Origin of the sequence: Methylobacillus caricis, from assembly GCF_020532705.1 — a bacterium.
GTDB classification, from domain to species: domain Bacteria; phylum Pseudomonadota; class Gammaproteobacteria; order Burkholderiales; family Methylophilaceae; genus Methylobacillus; species Methylobacillus caricis.
Window position 1 is genome coordinate 124,172 of record NZ_JAJAVD010000003.1, and the last position, 13,437, is coordinate 137,608.

At 57.7% G+C, this 13,437-nt stretch carries 15 protein-coding genes; 6 read left to right on the forward strand and 9 right to left on the reverse strand.

Features of this window, described 5'->3' with window-relative positions:
- Positions 1-8: 8 nt before the first annotated feature.
- Positions 9-668: a CerR family C-terminal domain-containing protein gene (locus LG200_RS09860; protein WP_226757459.1), complete on the reverse strand. Its 660-nt coding sequence runs from the start codon at positions 666-668 to the stop codon at positions 9-11.
- Between the two features lie 189 nt (positions 669-857).
- Here LG200_RS09860 and LG200_RS09865 point away from each other — a divergent pair, with 189 nt between their 5' ends.
- From LG200_RS09865 to LG200_RS09880, 4 genes are read left to right on the forward strand one after another with little or no spacing between them, the layout of a single operon-like run.
- Positions 858-2,321, forward strand: a complete 1,464-nt coding sequence (locus LG200_RS09865; protein ID WP_226757460.1) for an efflux transporter outer membrane subunit — start codon at positions 858-860, stop codon at positions 2,319-2,321.
- A gap of 14 nt (positions 2,322-2,335) precedes the next feature.
- Positions 2,336-3,403 carry an HlyD family secretion protein gene (locus tag LG200_RS09870; protein ID WP_226757461.1) on the forward strand — a complete coding sequence of 356 codons (1,068 nt, stop codon included), beginning with the start codon at positions 2,336-2,338 and terminating at the stop codon, positions 3,401-3,403.
- The gene (gene rbbA, locus LG200_RS09875; RefSeq protein ID WP_226757462.1) at positions 3,400-6,147 is read left to right on the forward strand and encodes a ribosome-associated ATPase/putative transporter RbbA; all 2,748 of its coding nucleotides are present in this window, start codon (positions 3,400-3,402) and stop codon (positions 6,145-6,147) included. The genes LG200_RS09870 and rbbA overlap by 4 nt, the downstream gene beginning before the upstream one ends.
- Complete coding sequence (locus tag LG200_RS09880; protein ID WP_226757463.1) at positions 6,144-7,277, forward strand: ABC transporter permease; 1,134 nt, start codon at positions 6,144-6,146, stop codon at positions 7,275-7,277. Before rbbA ends, LG200_RS09880 begins: the two co-directional genes overlap by 4 nt.
- 4 nt (positions 7,278-7,281) lie before the next feature.
- On the opposite strand, the gene rlmF is transcribed toward LG200_RS09880, so the two are convergent.
- Genes rlmF through LG200_RS09900 form a run of 4 tightly spaced genes read right to left on the reverse strand, consistent with a single transcriptional unit; the run spans position 7,282 to position 9,765 of the window.
- Positions 7,282-8,277 (reverse strand): 23S rRNA (adenine(1618)-N(6))-methyltransferase RlmF, encoded by a 996-nt coding sequence (gene rlmF, locus LG200_RS09885; protein WP_226757464.1) that lies wholly within the window; start codon positions 8,275-8,277, stop codon positions 7,282-7,284.
- Positions 8,278-8,294: 17 nt separating this feature from the next.
- Complete coding sequence (locus LG200_RS09890; protein ID WP_226757465.1) at positions 8,295-8,600, reverse strand: putative quinol monooxygenase; 306 nt, start codon at positions 8,598-8,600, stop codon at positions 8,295-8,297.
- A 60-nt stretch (positions 8,601-8,660) separates the two neighbouring features.
- Positions 8,661-9,251, reverse strand: a complete 591-nt coding sequence (locus LG200_RS09895) for a class I SAM-dependent methyltransferase (protein WP_226757466.1) — start codon at positions 9,249-9,251, stop codon at positions 8,661-8,663.
- A gap of 19 nt (positions 9,252-9,270) precedes the next feature.
- Positions 9,271-9,765 carry a hypothetical protein gene (locus tag LG200_RS09900; protein WP_226757467.1) on the reverse strand — a complete coding sequence of 165 codons (495 nt, stop codon included), beginning with the start codon at positions 9,763-9,765 and terminating at the stop codon, positions 9,271-9,273.
- Between the two features lie 185 nt (positions 9,766-9,950).
- Between LG200_RS09900 and LG200_RS09905 the strand changes: the two genes are divergently transcribed.
- Complete coding sequence (locus tag LG200_RS09905) at positions 9,951-10,439, forward strand: aminoacyl-tRNA deacylase (RefSeq protein ID WP_226757468.1); 489 nt, start codon at positions 9,951-9,953, stop codon at positions 10,437-10,439.
- 447 nt (positions 10,440-10,886) lie between these two features.
- Here LG200_RS09905 and LG200_RS09910 read toward each other — a convergent pair whose 3' ends face one another.
- The 4 genes from LG200_RS09910 to LG200_RS09920 are packed head-to-tail and all read right to left on the reverse strand — an operon-like array spanning position 10,887 to position 12,179.
- Positions 10,887-11,423: a YaeQ family protein gene (locus LG200_RS09910; RefSeq protein WP_226757469.1), complete on the reverse strand. Its 537-nt coding sequence runs from the start codon at positions 11,421-11,423 to the stop codon at positions 10,887-10,889.
- On the reverse strand, positions 11,342-11,629 hold the full coding sequence (locus LG200_RS14210) for a hypothetical protein (RefSeq protein ID WP_404809802.1): 288 nt from the start codon (positions 11,627-11,629) through the stop codon (positions 11,342-11,344). The genes LG200_RS09910 and LG200_RS14210 overlap by 82 nt, the downstream gene beginning before the upstream one ends.
- Positions 11,520-11,915: a D-alanine--D-alanine ligase gene (locus tag LG200_RS09915; RefSeq protein WP_264193879.1), complete on the reverse strand. Its 396-nt coding sequence runs from the start codon at positions 11,913-11,915 to the stop codon at positions 11,520-11,522. Before LG200_RS09915 ends, LG200_RS14210 begins: the two co-directional genes overlap by 110 nt.
- A 27-nt stretch (positions 11,916-11,942) precedes the next feature.
- A complete protein-coding gene (locus LG200_RS09920; RefSeq protein WP_226757470.1) occupies positions 11,943-12,179 on the reverse strand; it encodes a hypothetical protein in 237 nt (78 codons plus the stop codon).
- On the opposite strand from LG200_RS09920, the gene LG200_RS09925 reads away from it, so the two are divergent.
- Entirely contained in the window at positions 12,178-13,320 is a 1,143-nt protein-coding gene (locus tag LG200_RS09925; RefSeq protein WP_226757471.1) for an STY4528 family pathogenicity island replication protein, read from the forward strand. The genes LG200_RS09920 and LG200_RS09925 overlap by 2 nt on opposite strands.
- The last annotated feature ends 117 nt before the right edge of the window (positions 13,321-13,437 follow it).

Here is a 13,437-nt window from a genome sequence, read left to right on the forward strand (position 1 = left end):
GAAATCAGTTATCGGGCAACATGAACATCCAGCCCGGCCAGGATGAAACGCTTGATGTGGCTGTGCAACGCCGCCGCCTCGCACGATGTCGGGGAAATGCAGTTTGCCAGCACGTTGGCGTTCGCCATGTATGGAAATGAACACAGGGAAAATACACTCAGAAAACATTGGTCGACAACCATTGAATCGGCAGTTGCCCCCAATATTTCACTCAGTATCCGCTTGATGATACCGGTCTTGGAAGAGGCATCCTGGCTAAGATAATTGATGAATTCGGCCGAAGGAGAGGCAAGCTCCCTGAAGAACAGGCGGATCTGCCAGTCTTGCGAGGCCTGTGCCGCCAAGACCGTGTCGAGGATTTCCTCCAGTTTTTCTTTGGCCGGGCGCCGGCTTACCGCAATTGCTTCCAGCATTTCCAGGCGCAGGATACGTTGTGTCACCTCAGTCAATATTTCACGGTACAGCCCGGCCTTGCTACCGAAATGGTAATTCACCGACCCCACCGTAGCGTTGGCGCGCTCGCAGATTTCCTTGCTCGTGGTGTCGCTGTAGCCGCGCCTGGCGAAAATCTCGCCCGCGCACTGCAGAAGCAGTTTGCGCGTGACCAATCCGTCGGAACGGATTTCGCGGCCGGCAGCCTGGGGAATCTGTTGATAAGAAGCGTTCATGCGAATCTGGTTCGGTTGTTGATGGTCAGGATGTGCTGGCGCCTGTTATGCAGCGCGGCAAAAAGAGTTTCAATTGTAATTGAAACTGGAGTAGAGTAATAGCTAGTAAGTCTGGAATTTGCTTGTATCAGGGCAGGCAACAGGTTCCTTCATCACGGTCAAACTTAACGCTAGCGAGTGACGACAACAATGAAAAAAACCATCTCCTTGCCTCAACCACGTAGCAGGCACCGGCCGGCAGCTATTGCCGCCTTATGCCTCGTACTCGCGGGCTGCCAGTCCATGGCGCCCGATTATGAACGGCCGGCCGCCCCGGTGGCCGGACATTTCCCGCAAGCAGAAACCGCCGCAGGTACCGACGCGGCCAGCATTGCCTGGCAGGATTATTTCGCCGACGAAGCCTTGCGGAGCCTGATCCGGGAGGCTCTGACAAATAACCGCGACCTGCGCAGCGCGATACAGCGCGTTGAAGGCGCCCGAGCACTGTATGGCGTGCAACGGGCAGACCTGTTTCCCGGGCTCAATGCCCAAGGCAGCTTCGCACGCTCTCGCACCCCTGAAGACCTGAGCCTGATCGGGCGCCCCATGGTCTTGAGCGAATATCGCGCTGGGTTCGGCATCAGCAATTGGGAGCTGGATTTCTGGGGTCGCATCCGCAGCCTGAGGGATGCCGCGCTGGAAACCTTCCTCGCTGCCGAGTCGTCGCAGCGCGCTTCTACCATTTCACTGATCTCGCAAGTAGCTGATAGCTACCTCAACTTGCGCGAGCTGGACCAGCGCATCCTCATCGCGGAGAAAACCATAGAAAGCCGCCAGGAATCCGTACGGATTTTCCAGCGCAGATTTGATGTCGGCTCCACCTCAAAGCTGGACCTGAAGCAGGTACAAGCCTTGCTCGCCCAGGCGCAAACGCTGCTCTATCAATTGCAGCAATCCCGCGCTACCGAGCTTAATGCCTTGACAGTGCTGGTAGGCAAGCCCATCGAGCTTGCGCCGGCCAGCGACGCCTTTGCCAAAATGCACATGCTACGCGAACTCCAGGCGGGCCTGCCTTCGGAAGTGCTGGTGCAAAGGCCGGACATCATTGCGGCAGAACATATCCTGAAGTCGGCCAATGCCAATATAGGTGCGGCACGCGCCGCGTTCTTCCCGCGCGTCGCGCTGACTGCTTCACTGGGCACAGCCAGCCGCGAGTTGAACGGCTTGTTCGACGCAGGCAGCCACGCCTGGAATTTTGCGCCCAGCGTCTCCCTGCCGATCTTCGACGGATGGCGCAACCGCTCCAACCTGGAATTCGCCGAGGTCAGGCGCGACCTTGCCGTCACCAGCTACGAACAGACCATCCAGACCGCCTTCCGCGAGGTAGCGGACGCCCTGGCCGCCCAGAATGGTATCAAGCAGCAACTGATCAGCCAGCAGGAGATGGTGGATGCCCAGGCGGAACGCGCGCGTCTCGCCAAGCTGAGGTACGACCATGGCGCCACCTCGTATTTCGAGGTGCTGGATGCGGAACGCAGCCTGCTGGATGTGGAACAGCAACTGGTGCAGATGCAGCGCGCCTATTTCTCCAGCCAGGTTAGGCTTTATGCCGCACTGGGCGGAGGCTCGCAACAGCTGGCGAGCGAAAACAGCGCCATTGAGAACAGAAACTGAGCAGGTAGCCGCCCATGAAGAAAATCAAGAAATACATTCCCTTTGCCATATTGGTTCTATTGGCTGCCGGAGGCTATGTTGCCTGGAAGAAAATCGGCAACGATGAACTGCCGCCCGGCCTGTACAGCGGCAATGGCAGGATAGAGGCCGTAGAAATCGATGTGGCGGCAAAACTGCCCGGCCGGATCGAGGAGATGCTCGTCAACGAAGGAGATTTCGTCAAGGCGGGCCAATCGCTGGCCCATATGCAGCTTGACGTGCTGCAGGCGCAAAGCGACGAGGTCAAGGCCCAATACCAGCAAGCGCTGAACAATGTTGCGGCCAGCAAGGCGCAGGTCACCCTGCGCGAGAGCGAGAAACGCACGACGCTCGCGCAAGTGAAACAGCGCGAAAGCGAGCTGGATGCCGCAGAGCGCCGCCTCAAGCGCTCCTCTACTCTTTCCGCAGAGGGCGCCTCCTCCCTGCAGGAGCTTGATGACGACCAGGCCAGGGTGCAGAACGCACGCGCCGCGCTTGAAGCGTCCAAGGCCCAGGTAGCCTCGGCCGATGCCTCCATCGAGGCCGCCAAAGCGCAAGTAGTTGGTGCGATCTCGGCGGTGGCGGCAGCGCAGGCCACCGTGGCCCGCATCGAGGCGGATATCAACGATAGCCAGCTCAAGTCTCCCCGCGACGGACGCGTGCAGTACCGCATCGCTCAACCGGGCGAAGTATTGGCCGGTGGCGGCAAGGTGCTCAACCTCGTGGACTTGTCGGACGTCTACATGACCTTCTTCCTGCCCGAAACCGCGGCAGGCAAGCTGGCCATGGGCGCGGAAGCGCGCATCATCCTCGATGCCGCGCCGCAATTCGTGATTCCCGCGACGATCTCCTTTGTTGCCAGCACCGCGCAATTCACCCCCAAGACGGTGGAAACCGCCAGCGAAAGACAAAAGCTCATGTTCCGCGTCAAGGCACAGATAGACCGCGACCTGCTGCAAAAACACCTGAAACTGGTCAAGACCGGCCTGCCCGGCGTTGCCTGGGTCAAGACCGACAAGGATCTGCCCTGGCCTGACCACCTTGCGGTGAAAGTGCCCGAGTGAGCGTGGAGGAATCCAAGCAGGCGCCCGTCGTGTGCGTGCAGGACGTAAGCCTGCACTATGGCGAGACTGAGGCGCTTTCAGGCATCAGCCTGGATGTGCCCGCCAACTGCATGGTGGGCCTGATCGGCCCCGATGGCGTGGGCAAGTCCAGCCTGCTCTCGCTCGTGGCCGGCGCGCGCAAGGTACAGCAGGGCAAAGTGGAAGTGCTGGGCGGCGACATGGCGAGCAAGGCGCACCGCGACGCGGTCTGTCCGCGCATCGCCTTCATGCCGCAGGGCCTCGGCAAGAACCTGTACCCCACGCTTTCGGTGGAGGAAAACCTGCAATTCTTCGGCCGTTTGTTCGGCCACGATGCCGCCGAGCGCAGGCGCCGCATCGACACCCTGACCCGCAGCACCGGCCTGCACAAGTTTCTCGACCGTCCCGCTGGCAAGCTCTCCGGCGGCATGAAGCAAAAGCTGGGCTTGTGCTGCGCGCTGATCCACGACCCGGACCTCCTTATCCTCGATGAACCGACCACCGGTGTCGATCCGCTTGCCCGCGCCCAGTTCTGGGAGCTTATCTCAAGGATCCGGCAGGAAAGGCAAGGCATGAGTGTGATTGTCGCCACCGCCTACATGGACGAGGCGCAGCGCTTCGACTGGCTGGTGGCGATGGACGACGGCAAGGTACTGGCAACTGGCAGTCCGCAATCGCTGCTGGAGGAAACCGGCACGGAGTCCCTCGAAACCGCATTCATCAGGCTGCTTCCGGAAGACAAGAAACGCGGTTACAAGCCTGTGGAGCTCTCCCCGCTTAATCAGCAGGAGGACGCGGAAGTTGCGATAGAGGCGCGCGACCTCACCATGCGCTTCGGCGATTTCGTCGCCGTGGACCATGTCAATTTCCGCATCCGTCGCGGCGAGATTTTCGGCTTCCTCGGCTCCAACGGCTGCGGCAAGAGCACCACCATGAAGATGCTGACTGGCCTGCTGCCCGCCAGCGAGGGCGAAGCCTGGCTGTTCGGCAACGAGGTGGATGGCAACGACATGGCGACGCGCAGGCGCGTGGGCTATATGTCGCAATCTTTCTCGCTATATGGCGAATTGACTGTAGCGCAGAACCTGGTGCTGCATGCGCGCCTGTTCCAGGTGCCTGAGGCCGACATCCCGGCACGGGTGGAAGAGATGGCGGGCCGCTTCGGACTGGAAAAAGCGCTCGACACGCTGCCCGACAACCTGCCGCTCGGCATGCGCCAGCGTCTGTCGCTTGCGGTCGCCATGGTGCACAAGCCCGAGCTGTTGATCCTGGATGAGCCTACTTCCGGCGTGGACCCGGTGGCGCGTGACAATTTCTGGCGCCTGTTGATCGAGCTGTCGCGCCGTGACCAGGTGACCATCTTCATTTCCACCCACTTCATGAACGAAGCCGAGCGTTGCGACCGCATATCGCTCATGCATGCGGGGCATGTGCTGGTAAGCGACACGCCGGAAAATATCGTGCAAAAGCGCAAGGCGGAAACCCTCGAAGCCGCCTTCATCGACTACCTGGTGGAAGCGGGCGGCGGCACGGAAGCCGAAGATGAACAGGACAAGGATGAGCGGGTAACCGCCCAGGCCAGGCATGCGAAAAAGCCAGTCTGGTTCAACCCCGTGCGCATGATCAGCTATATGTGGCGCGAGGCGCTGGAATTGCAGCGCGACCCGGTGCGCGCCACGCTAGCTTTGCTGGGAACCGCATTGCTGATGTTCATCATGGGCTACGGCATCAGCATGGACGTCGAGGATTTGCGCTACGCGGTGCTCGATCGCGACCAGACCGGCCTGAGCCAGAACTATGCGCTCAACCTGTCCGGCTCACGCTATTTCATCGAGCAGCCGCTTATCCGCGATTATGACGACCTGGACCACCGCATGCGCAGTGGGGACATCTCGCTGGCGATCGAGATTCCGCCGGGATTCGCGCGCGACCTGCAACGCGGCAAGGAAGTGCAGATAGGCGCCTGGGTCGACGGCGCAATGCCGCAGCGTGCCGAAACCATACGTGGCTATGTGCAGGGCATGCACCAGGCCTGGCTGGCCGACCAGGCCACGCACAGCCTCGGCATGCCAACCGGCGGGGCCATGCGGATAGAAGCGCGTTACCGTTACAACCCGGATGTGCGCAGCCTGCCTTCCATGGTGCCCGCGGTCATCCCCATCCTGCTCATGATGATCCCGGCCATGCTGACGGCGTTGTCCGTGGTGCGTGAAAAGGAACTTGGCTCCATCATCAACCTCTACGTCACGCCGGTCACGCGCAGCGAATTCCTGCTCGGCAAGCAATTGCCCTACATCGTGCTCGCCATGTTCAACTTTGCCCTGCTCGTGGTGCTGGCGGTGACGGTATTTGACGTCCCGCTCAAAGGCAGCCTGGCGACGCTCACGTTCGCAGCCTTGCTTTACGTGATCAGCGCCACTGGCTTCGGACTCTTGGTTTCCACCTTCACCAAGAGCCAGATCGCCGCGCTCTTCATCACCATGATCGGCACCTTGATTCCCTGCATCCAATACTCTGGGCTCATCAACCCCGTCGCCTCGCTCGAAGGCAGCGGCGCCTTCATCGGCCAGATCTACCCGGCCTCGCACTTCCTCACCATCAGTCGCGGCGTGTTCAGCAAGGCGTTGAACATGAGCAACCTCGCCGACTCCATGTGGATGCTCGCAGCGGCCATCCCGGTGATCCTGGGGCTGACTGTGATGTTGCTGAAAAAGCAGGAGCAATGAGCGTGAACGTGTTCCTGTCCAATATCTACCGTCTCGGCATCAAGGAGTTGTGGAGCTTGCGCCGCGACGTGGTGATGCTGGTGGTGATCGTCTACACCTTCACCTTATCCATTTACGTTGCCGCCACCGCCATGCCCGAAAGCTTGCACAATGCGAGCATCGCGATTGTTGACGAAGATGCCTCCCCGCTTTCCGCCCGCATCATCAGCAGCTTCTACCCGCCGCATTTTCTCACGCCCAAGCTCATCACCCTGGCGGAAATGGACGCGGGCATGGACAAGGGCGACTACACCTTCGTGCTCAACATTCCGCCCGATTTCCAGCGCGACGTGCTCGCAGGCAGATCTCCCGCGCTGCAGGTCAACGTCGATGCCACGCGCATGAGTCAGGCTTTCACCGGCAACGGCTACATCCAGCAGATACTCACCAGCGAGGTGAACGAATTCCTCGCGCGCTACCGCAGCAATGCCGTGCCGCCCGTCGACATCGCCATCCGCATGCGCTTCAACCCCAACCTGGAACAAGCCTGGTTCGGTTCGCTCATGGAAATCATCAACAACGTCACCATGCTCTCCATCATCCTCACCGGAGCGGCGCTGATCCGCGAACGCGAGCACGGCACCATAGAGCACTTGCTGGTCATGCCGGTTACCCCGGCCGAGATCATGCTCGCCAAAATATGGTCGATGGGGCTTGTGGTGCTAGTCGCCGTCACCGTGTCACTCAATTTCGTCGTGCGCGGGGCCCTGCACGTGCCGATCGAGGGCTCCATTCCGCTGTTCCTCTGCGGCACGCTGCTGCACCTGTTCGCCACCACCTCGCTCGGCATCTTCATGGCGACGCTTGCACGTAGCATGCCGCAATTCGGCATGCTGCTGGTCCTGGTCTTGCTGCCGCTGCAGATGCTGTCAGGCGGCAGCACGCCGCGCGAAAGCATGCCCGAGCTGGTGCAGAATGTCATGCTGCTGGCCCCGACCACCCACTTCGTCGAGCTGGGACAGGCCATCCTCTACCGGGGCGCGGGGCTCGACGTGGTCTGGCAGCAATTCCTCGCCTTGCTGGTGATCGGCAGCGTGCTGTTCGCCCTGTCGCTAAGCCTATTCAGGAAAACCATCAGCCAGATGGCTTGAACAACTATTGCCAGCGTTGGCAACACCATTCGCGTTGCTGGTTGTCATCCAGAAAGGTCCAGGCGACGATCCGGCTTTTTTTCTGTCCTTGCGCCATCTCTATCGTTTTCACCTTGAATGCGCCGGCTTTTCTTAATGCGCGATAGACTGCAGGCAGCGTGGCTGCCTTTGAAACCAGCGTTGTAAACCACAGGCACTGCCTGCCAACCTGGGCACTTTCCTGCACCATGCGGCTGATGAATGCTTCTTCGCCCCCCTCGCAATAAAGCTCGGCAGCATGTCCGCCAAAATTGAGCTTGTCGGCAACCGGGAGCTTGCTGTTTTTCCCGGCAGGTTTACCGCGGTTCTTTTCCAAACCCCTCCATTTACGTTGTGTCCCAGCCACAGCATCAGCGAGGGAAGCATGAAACGGCGGGTTGCACATGGTCAGGTCAAAACGATCATCAGCCTGAATAATGCCCTGAAAAATGGCAGAGGCATTGGCCTGCAAACGCAAGGTCACGGCGCTATCCAAGCCGGGGTTGGAGGCAATGACCTGCCTTGCATTGCCGAGTGCCTCGGGGTTGATGTCGGCACCGACAAAATGCCATTCATACTCACGCTGCCCGATCATTGGATAAACCAGGTTGGCCCCCACGCCGATATCAAGCACCTTTACCTTGTCGCCGCGCGGAACCAGCCCAGCATTGCAAGCTGCCAGCAAGTCCGCCAGGTAATGCAGGTAATCCGCCCGTCCCGGAATCGGCGGGCAAAGAAAATGGGCCGGGATATCCCACGCTGCAATGCCGTAGTACTGCTTGAGCAAGGCCTGGTTCAGTGTTTTTACCGCGAAGGGGTCAGCAAAGTCGATGGAGGCATCCTGGTATTGATTCAGCCTGACAAAACGTGCCAACGCCGGATGCGTTTCTATCAACAGCGTAAAATCATACCTGTCCTTATGCTTGTTGCGCGGGTGTAGGCCTGATTTTCCGACCGGTTGGGAAAGCTTGTTCTTATCCATGAAAAACGGCTACGGTTTCATGCAGATGTCGGTAAGCCGGCGAAGGCATCCATGAGCAGGAAAATGCCTTCCTGTCTTTGGTAATGGTGGATCGCAGGCACCAACCGCCTAAAATGCTCAGTCTGGCAATGCAGGTCCAGCGCTGCTCGATCAGGCCATTCTTCAATGAAAATAAAATGCCCAGGGTCCTTCTGGTCAATGAACAACTCATAAGAAATACACAGCGGCTCCTGCCGGGTTTTCTCGATCAGCTCCGCATATAGAGGCAAGACCTGCTCGATATATTCTGGTTTGATAAAATCCTGTGCGATTACCTTCAGCATGGCTTGTGTCATCTTTTTGAAATCAGGTGGCAGGCAATACCCGGATTGATGTAAAACTGCTCAAGCGGCTTTAACGGCAATGGCTTGCACAACGGCCGCCTTTCCTGTGTGATAAATGCCTTCAACCACCTCACGTTCAAGCTCAGCCAGGTAGGTGAACGCCAGCTTGCTCAATTCACGGCGTAATGTCTCCGCGGTCATCATGCTATCGGCATCATTGCCACCACCGGTGCCATGCTGCAACTGGTCCGGTGTATAAGCCTCAAGCAGGAAGACGCCGCCAGGCTTCAATCCCTTGATGATCTTGGGAAAGAGGATGGCCTTCAATGCAGATGGCATCGGGCAAAAGATCGAGACAATGCCGTTCCATTGCTGTTCACCAAAATCGTACTCGGCAAGGTCGGCCTGCATGCACTCAATTGCCACACCGTTTTCTGCGGCCAGCTTCTGCGCCTTTGCCAAACCAACCTGTGATGCATCCACCGCCGTCACGGCATATCCCTGTTGGGCCAGAAACACCGCATTGCGCCCCTCGCCTTCGGCAATGCTCAGCACCTTGCCCTTGGGAATGGCCTGGAAATGCCCGGCCAGAAAAGTATTCGCGGTTTTGCCGTATGCATAGGTTTCAGCGTTGTACCGTTCGTCCCACATTCCTGATTTCTTTCTGATGTTATAAAAGTGCCGCCCCCGAATAAGTGCCGACACTTTGCAATACTATGCCAATGATAATGAATAGGAAGCCAAGACGCAGTAGACATTTGCGGAGTTCAAGCCTGCGCGGGGTCACTTGGTCATCGAATTCATTGTTCCTTTTCTTGATCTCATTAATCAGTTCTTTAGCATGGTTTTTCATACCATCCTCCAGCCACGACGGCACATCATTACGCAGGATGGCTTCTTGTATACGCCATGCCAATTGCTCTGCCGGCGTTTTGTTATGCATGTCTTTTCGTGCGGCTTCGATGTCGCTGCGTCCTTGCTGCACAGGATTGTCGTGAAGATTTTCAGCCTCGCGGAGAGCCTTTCGCATATAAAGAAAGAAAAACTCTGTTTTTTGCGCTAGCCAAACTTCATATGCAAGCAGACATACCCCTGCAAGATTGAGTCCCAGGCCAATCAGCGTCAATATTGTCGAATTGATGGCTGTGTTGAGTATCGACTCCATATGCTCAGCTCCCAGAAAATAACGGCTATCTCGAATTGCAAATGTGCTATGACAATACCTCGATTCATCGGCCCAATTTGCTCTTCGACTCAAGGACGTGTTCAAGTAAGCTACTATTCATGTAATAGCAATACCAATAATACACAACACATTGTCAATCATATTGTTTTTGAAAGGATATCCATATGGCATTGATCTCCCTTGTCACCGAATTGCTGAACAGCATGGCAATTCCGTTCACCGTGATTGAAATTCCCCTGAGCGAGGACAAGAAACCGGTACGCAATCTGGAAGAACTTTTAGAAAGCGAGGGACTTGATCCCAAGTCAGTAGTGCGCAGCGTACTGTTCCGCACCGGGTCGGAACAATTCATCCTGCTGGCGGTTGCTGGTGGCGGCCGTGCGGATTGGGCCATCCTGCGCAGTCATCTCAATGAACGCAAACTGCGCATGGCAGAATATGACGAAGTCCCCGAAGCTACAGGTTATGTGGTGGGGGCAGTGCCGCCGATTGCCTTGCCAGAAGGCATCAAGGTCATGGTGGACAACAGTGTGAAGGATTATGAAACCGTGGTGATCGGCAGTGGCGTCCTCGGCTATGCGTTGGCTTTGAAAGGCGCTGACCTGTTGAAAGCCCTTGGCGATGCGGAGCAGGGCAGTTTTGCCAAAGCATGATTTTGGTGATGTTTCTATTTACATAGCTAATCTTTGGTTGATCCGTGCGTGAGGCTAGCTGAGGCCCAAGCGAACAACCAGGTAATCAAGCTCCAGAAAAAGCACAGAAAGCCCCAGCCAAATATCGAGGGCGCACACCAACCCCAGCCGCACGCTCCATTATGCTGGAGCAATCCAGGCACTCCAATGCTATGAAACAAATAGATTGAGAGATAGGGTATTGCCAAGGCCACGCCCAGCGGAGAGTCTGCATAATCTGGCCGAATATGCACAACCAGTGATAGCAAAATAAATACTGCAATATATGCGGCAAGAAATTTCAGGGTTCGCGGTTTGAACATGATATTTGCCTGATGATTGAGCTAATTAGCCACTGATAGAACCTACAAACGTAGCCTGCAGATGGGGGAGTAGACCGAAGCTTTCAATCTCTCTAATAGTGACTGGCTATTTCCACTGCTCGCATTGCACCTCAACACTGCGCTCGCCATTGCTCAGCCATACCTGGCCGTCCTGTATCGTGCACTGCAAGTCCATGGTACGCTGTGCCAGCTCTTCCAGCGCCTTTGTGTTTTCCTGTGGCAGGTTGATGATGGTCAGGTTTTTAAGCCGGGCAAAGCCATCCTTGTTTTGTGCAAACCACATCTCCGCCGTGCGGCCCCCATAGGTATACAGAACCACCTCGTCAGCCCGCCCACAGGCTTTGCGGATCAGCTTCTCATCCGGCAGCCCCACATCAATCCACTGCTCGATCTTGCCTGTGAGATCCTTGCGCCAAATGTCGGCTTCCTCATCATCCGTCATGCCCTGGCCAAAGGCCAGCAGTTCATCTGCATGCAGGGAAAACGCAAGCAAGCGCACCATCATGCGCTCGTCTGTCTCGGAAGGATGGCGTGCCAACGTCAGCGCGTGATCGTGATAATAATGCCGTTCCATGTCTGCAATCTGCAGATTGGCCTTGAACACGGTGGACTTGAGCGCCATGGAACACCTGAATGTAATGAATGAAAGGCGAAGCTTAACGTAAATGGGTAGATATGCAATGCAGGTTGTTGCGTAGTGCAACCTGGATGAATCAGCCTATCGATCAATTCCGGGCATGCAATTCCCGAAGCTTCCCAGAACTTCGGATACATGCTGATCTTGGTGAAGCCGGATCGTATTGATTTCATTGACCAGAATTTCACCATTATCTTTAAGGAACATATCCACCCGACCCAAACCTTCGGCCAAAAGCACCTTGAACGTTTGCACCGCGATTTTCCGGGCCTGGTCGGCAATATCTTCTGGCAAGGCGGCTGGAATTTCGAGTGTTGCACCTTTCTCATCGAGATACTTTGCATCATAGGAATAGAACTCGTGACTAGGCTTGATTTCACCGATGACAGAAGCAATAGGGTTACTGTTGCCCAGAACGGAACATTCGATTTCTCTTCCGGAAATGAATTCTTCCAAAATGACTTTCAGGTCAAACATTGATCGGTCGGCAAAGGGCCGTGAACGCTAGGTTTCGCGGGGAAATCGCGTCACGGGCTTTGCGGGAATCGCTGGAAGTACCCCCAGTTGTACCCCCAAGGGGGTATCGGGATGATAGATCAGTCCGCATGCTGGTGCCAGCGCTGCACCCGATGGGATAAAACGGTTATGGCGCAGACCGCATTGTTGGCTGACGCCTGGAACGGTACGCGATGAGATGCAGGGGAACGGGCCGCCGTGGCCCAGACCTCGGAGAACTCTCATGACAGACCATCACACCCGCCACAACCCGCTGGGGCAAGACGCCCTGTTCACTACACCAGCTTCGCTCATGCTCGATGCCCGCCTCACGCCGCTGGAGCGCAATGGTTGGCAGGTTCTGCGCATGCTGCGCTCTGCGGAGGGCATCAGCCCGCTGGCGAATCTGGGACAGTTGCGCCGCTATCTCACCTCCACCCCGCTGGGGCAGAGGGCCGGGTACGAGACGGCCCGGCGCGTCCTCGTCGTGCTTCGGCTGACGGGGTGGATCAGTCTGGTGGGGCAGCACCGCGACCCTCTGACCGGTCATGTGCTCAGCGAGCTGTATCAGGTTCACGAAAGCGCCCTGGACTTCCAACAAGCCTGCGCGCTCGATGCCAGTCTGTCCGCGCTTCTGCAAGCCTCCATCGGCCACGAAAACAACCAGGTGGATCGGGTGGCTGTCCACATTCAGGCAGCGCTAGCGCAGGCACCTGAGGTCGCCTCCATTGCGACCCACGATCAGCGCCACGATGACGATGATTTGCCCCCTACGCCGCCGTCGCAGGCGAGCGAGGCAGCCGACCCACTGCCATTGTCTGGCGATTCCTCCGGCAGCACGCTTGTTCCGCAACAGACCGGGCACGCTCGCCACATGACGGCTGAGCAGGGCGGTACGTATAAGACGTATATGTATAAAAAAGAACGTACGTACCGCGCGCGCGAAGGCGACGGCGATCCGGCATCTCAGTCGGTGAGCTTGCCGCCTTGCCTGAGCAATGCCCAGGCAGATCAGCAAAAGGACGTGCAGGCCGCCTTGCGGCGGCTGCCGCCGCAGCATCGCCAGGAGGTGCTCGACGAGTTGCAGGCACGCAGCCAGAGCGGCGCCGTGCGCAATGTCGTGGCCTACTTCTTCGCGTTGGTGAAGCGCGTTTTTGCGGGCGAATTCCGCCTGTGGGCAGGTCGCAAGGAGACGTCTGCCGCGAACCGGCCTACAACTCCGCCGCGCACCGAAGCCCGCCCGGAACCGACTGCGCCACCCGCATCGCGTGAAACTGCCCTGGCGCACATCGCCAACATCCGCAAGATGCTGAACGCCCCGACGAACGCTGGGGACATCGCAGCGCAGGCAATGCAGGCCAGGGGATGGCAACCGCATCCTGCGTAGCAAATGCTGCCGCAAAACGCGGTCGTCACTGCACGCCGCAGTGACGACCCGCGCAACACCGCCAACAATGCGGGCGAAAGCCAGTTCCTATTGCGTGCGGCCTACATGATGATGGCC

Excerpts from the sequence above, each read along its gene's own strand:
- LG200_RS09860 (WP_226757459.1), bottom strand. The coding sequence starts at position 668 with ATGAACGCTTCTTATCAACAGATTCCCCAGGCTGCCGGCCGCGAAATC.
- LG200_RS09865 (WP_226757460.1), top strand. The coding sequence starts at position 858 with ATGAAAAAAACCATCTCCTTGCCTCAACCACGTAGCAGGCACCGGCCG.
- LG200_RS09870 (WP_226757461.1), top strand. The coding sequence starts at position 2,336 with ATGAAGAAAATCAAGAAATACATTCCCTTTGCCATATTGGTTCTATTG.
- LG200_RS09880 (WP_226757463.1), top strand. The coding sequence starts at position 6,144 with ATGAGCGTGAACGTGTTCCTGTCCAATATCTACCGTCTCGGCATCAAG.
- rlmF (WP_226757464.1), bottom strand. The coding sequence starts at position 8,277 with ATGGATAAGAACAAGCTTTCCCAACCGGTCGGAAAATCAGGCCTACAC.
- LG200_RS09890 (WP_226757465.1), bottom strand. The coding sequence starts at position 8,600 with ATGCTGAAGGTAATCGCACAGGATTTTATCAAACCAGAATATATCGAG.
- LG200_RS09895 (WP_226757466.1), bottom strand. The coding sequence starts at position 9,251 with ATGTGGGACGAACGGTACAACGCTGAAACCTATGCATACGGCAAAACC.
- LG200_RS09900 (WP_226757467.1), bottom strand. The coding sequence starts at position 9,765 with ATGGAGTCGATACTCAACACAGCCATCAATTCGACAATATTGACGCTG.
- LG200_RS09905 (WP_226757468.1), top strand. The coding sequence starts at position 9,951 with ATGGCATTGATCTCCCTTGTCACCGAATTGCTGAACAGCATGGCAATT.
- LG200_RS09910 (WP_226757469.1), bottom strand. The coding sequence starts at position 11,423 with ATGGCGCTCAAGTCCACCGTGTTCAAGGCCAATCTGCAGATTGCAGAC.
- LG200_RS14210 (WP_404809802.1), bottom strand. The coding sequence starts at position 11,629 with ATGGTGAAATTCTGGTCAATGAAATCAATACGATCCGGCTTCACCAAG.
- LG200_RS09915 (WP_264193879.1), bottom strand. The coding sequence starts at position 11,915 with ATGTTTGACCTGAAAGTCATTTTGGAAGAATTCATTTCCGGAAGAGAA.
- LG200_RS09925 (WP_226757471.1), top strand. The coding sequence starts at position 12,178 with ATGACAGACCATCACACCCGCCACAACCCGCTGGGGCAAGACGCCCTG.
- LG200_RS09920 (WP_226757470.1), bottom strand. The coding sequence starts at position 12,179 with ATGAGAGTTCTCCGAGGTCTGGGCCACGGCGGCCCGTTCCCCTGCATC.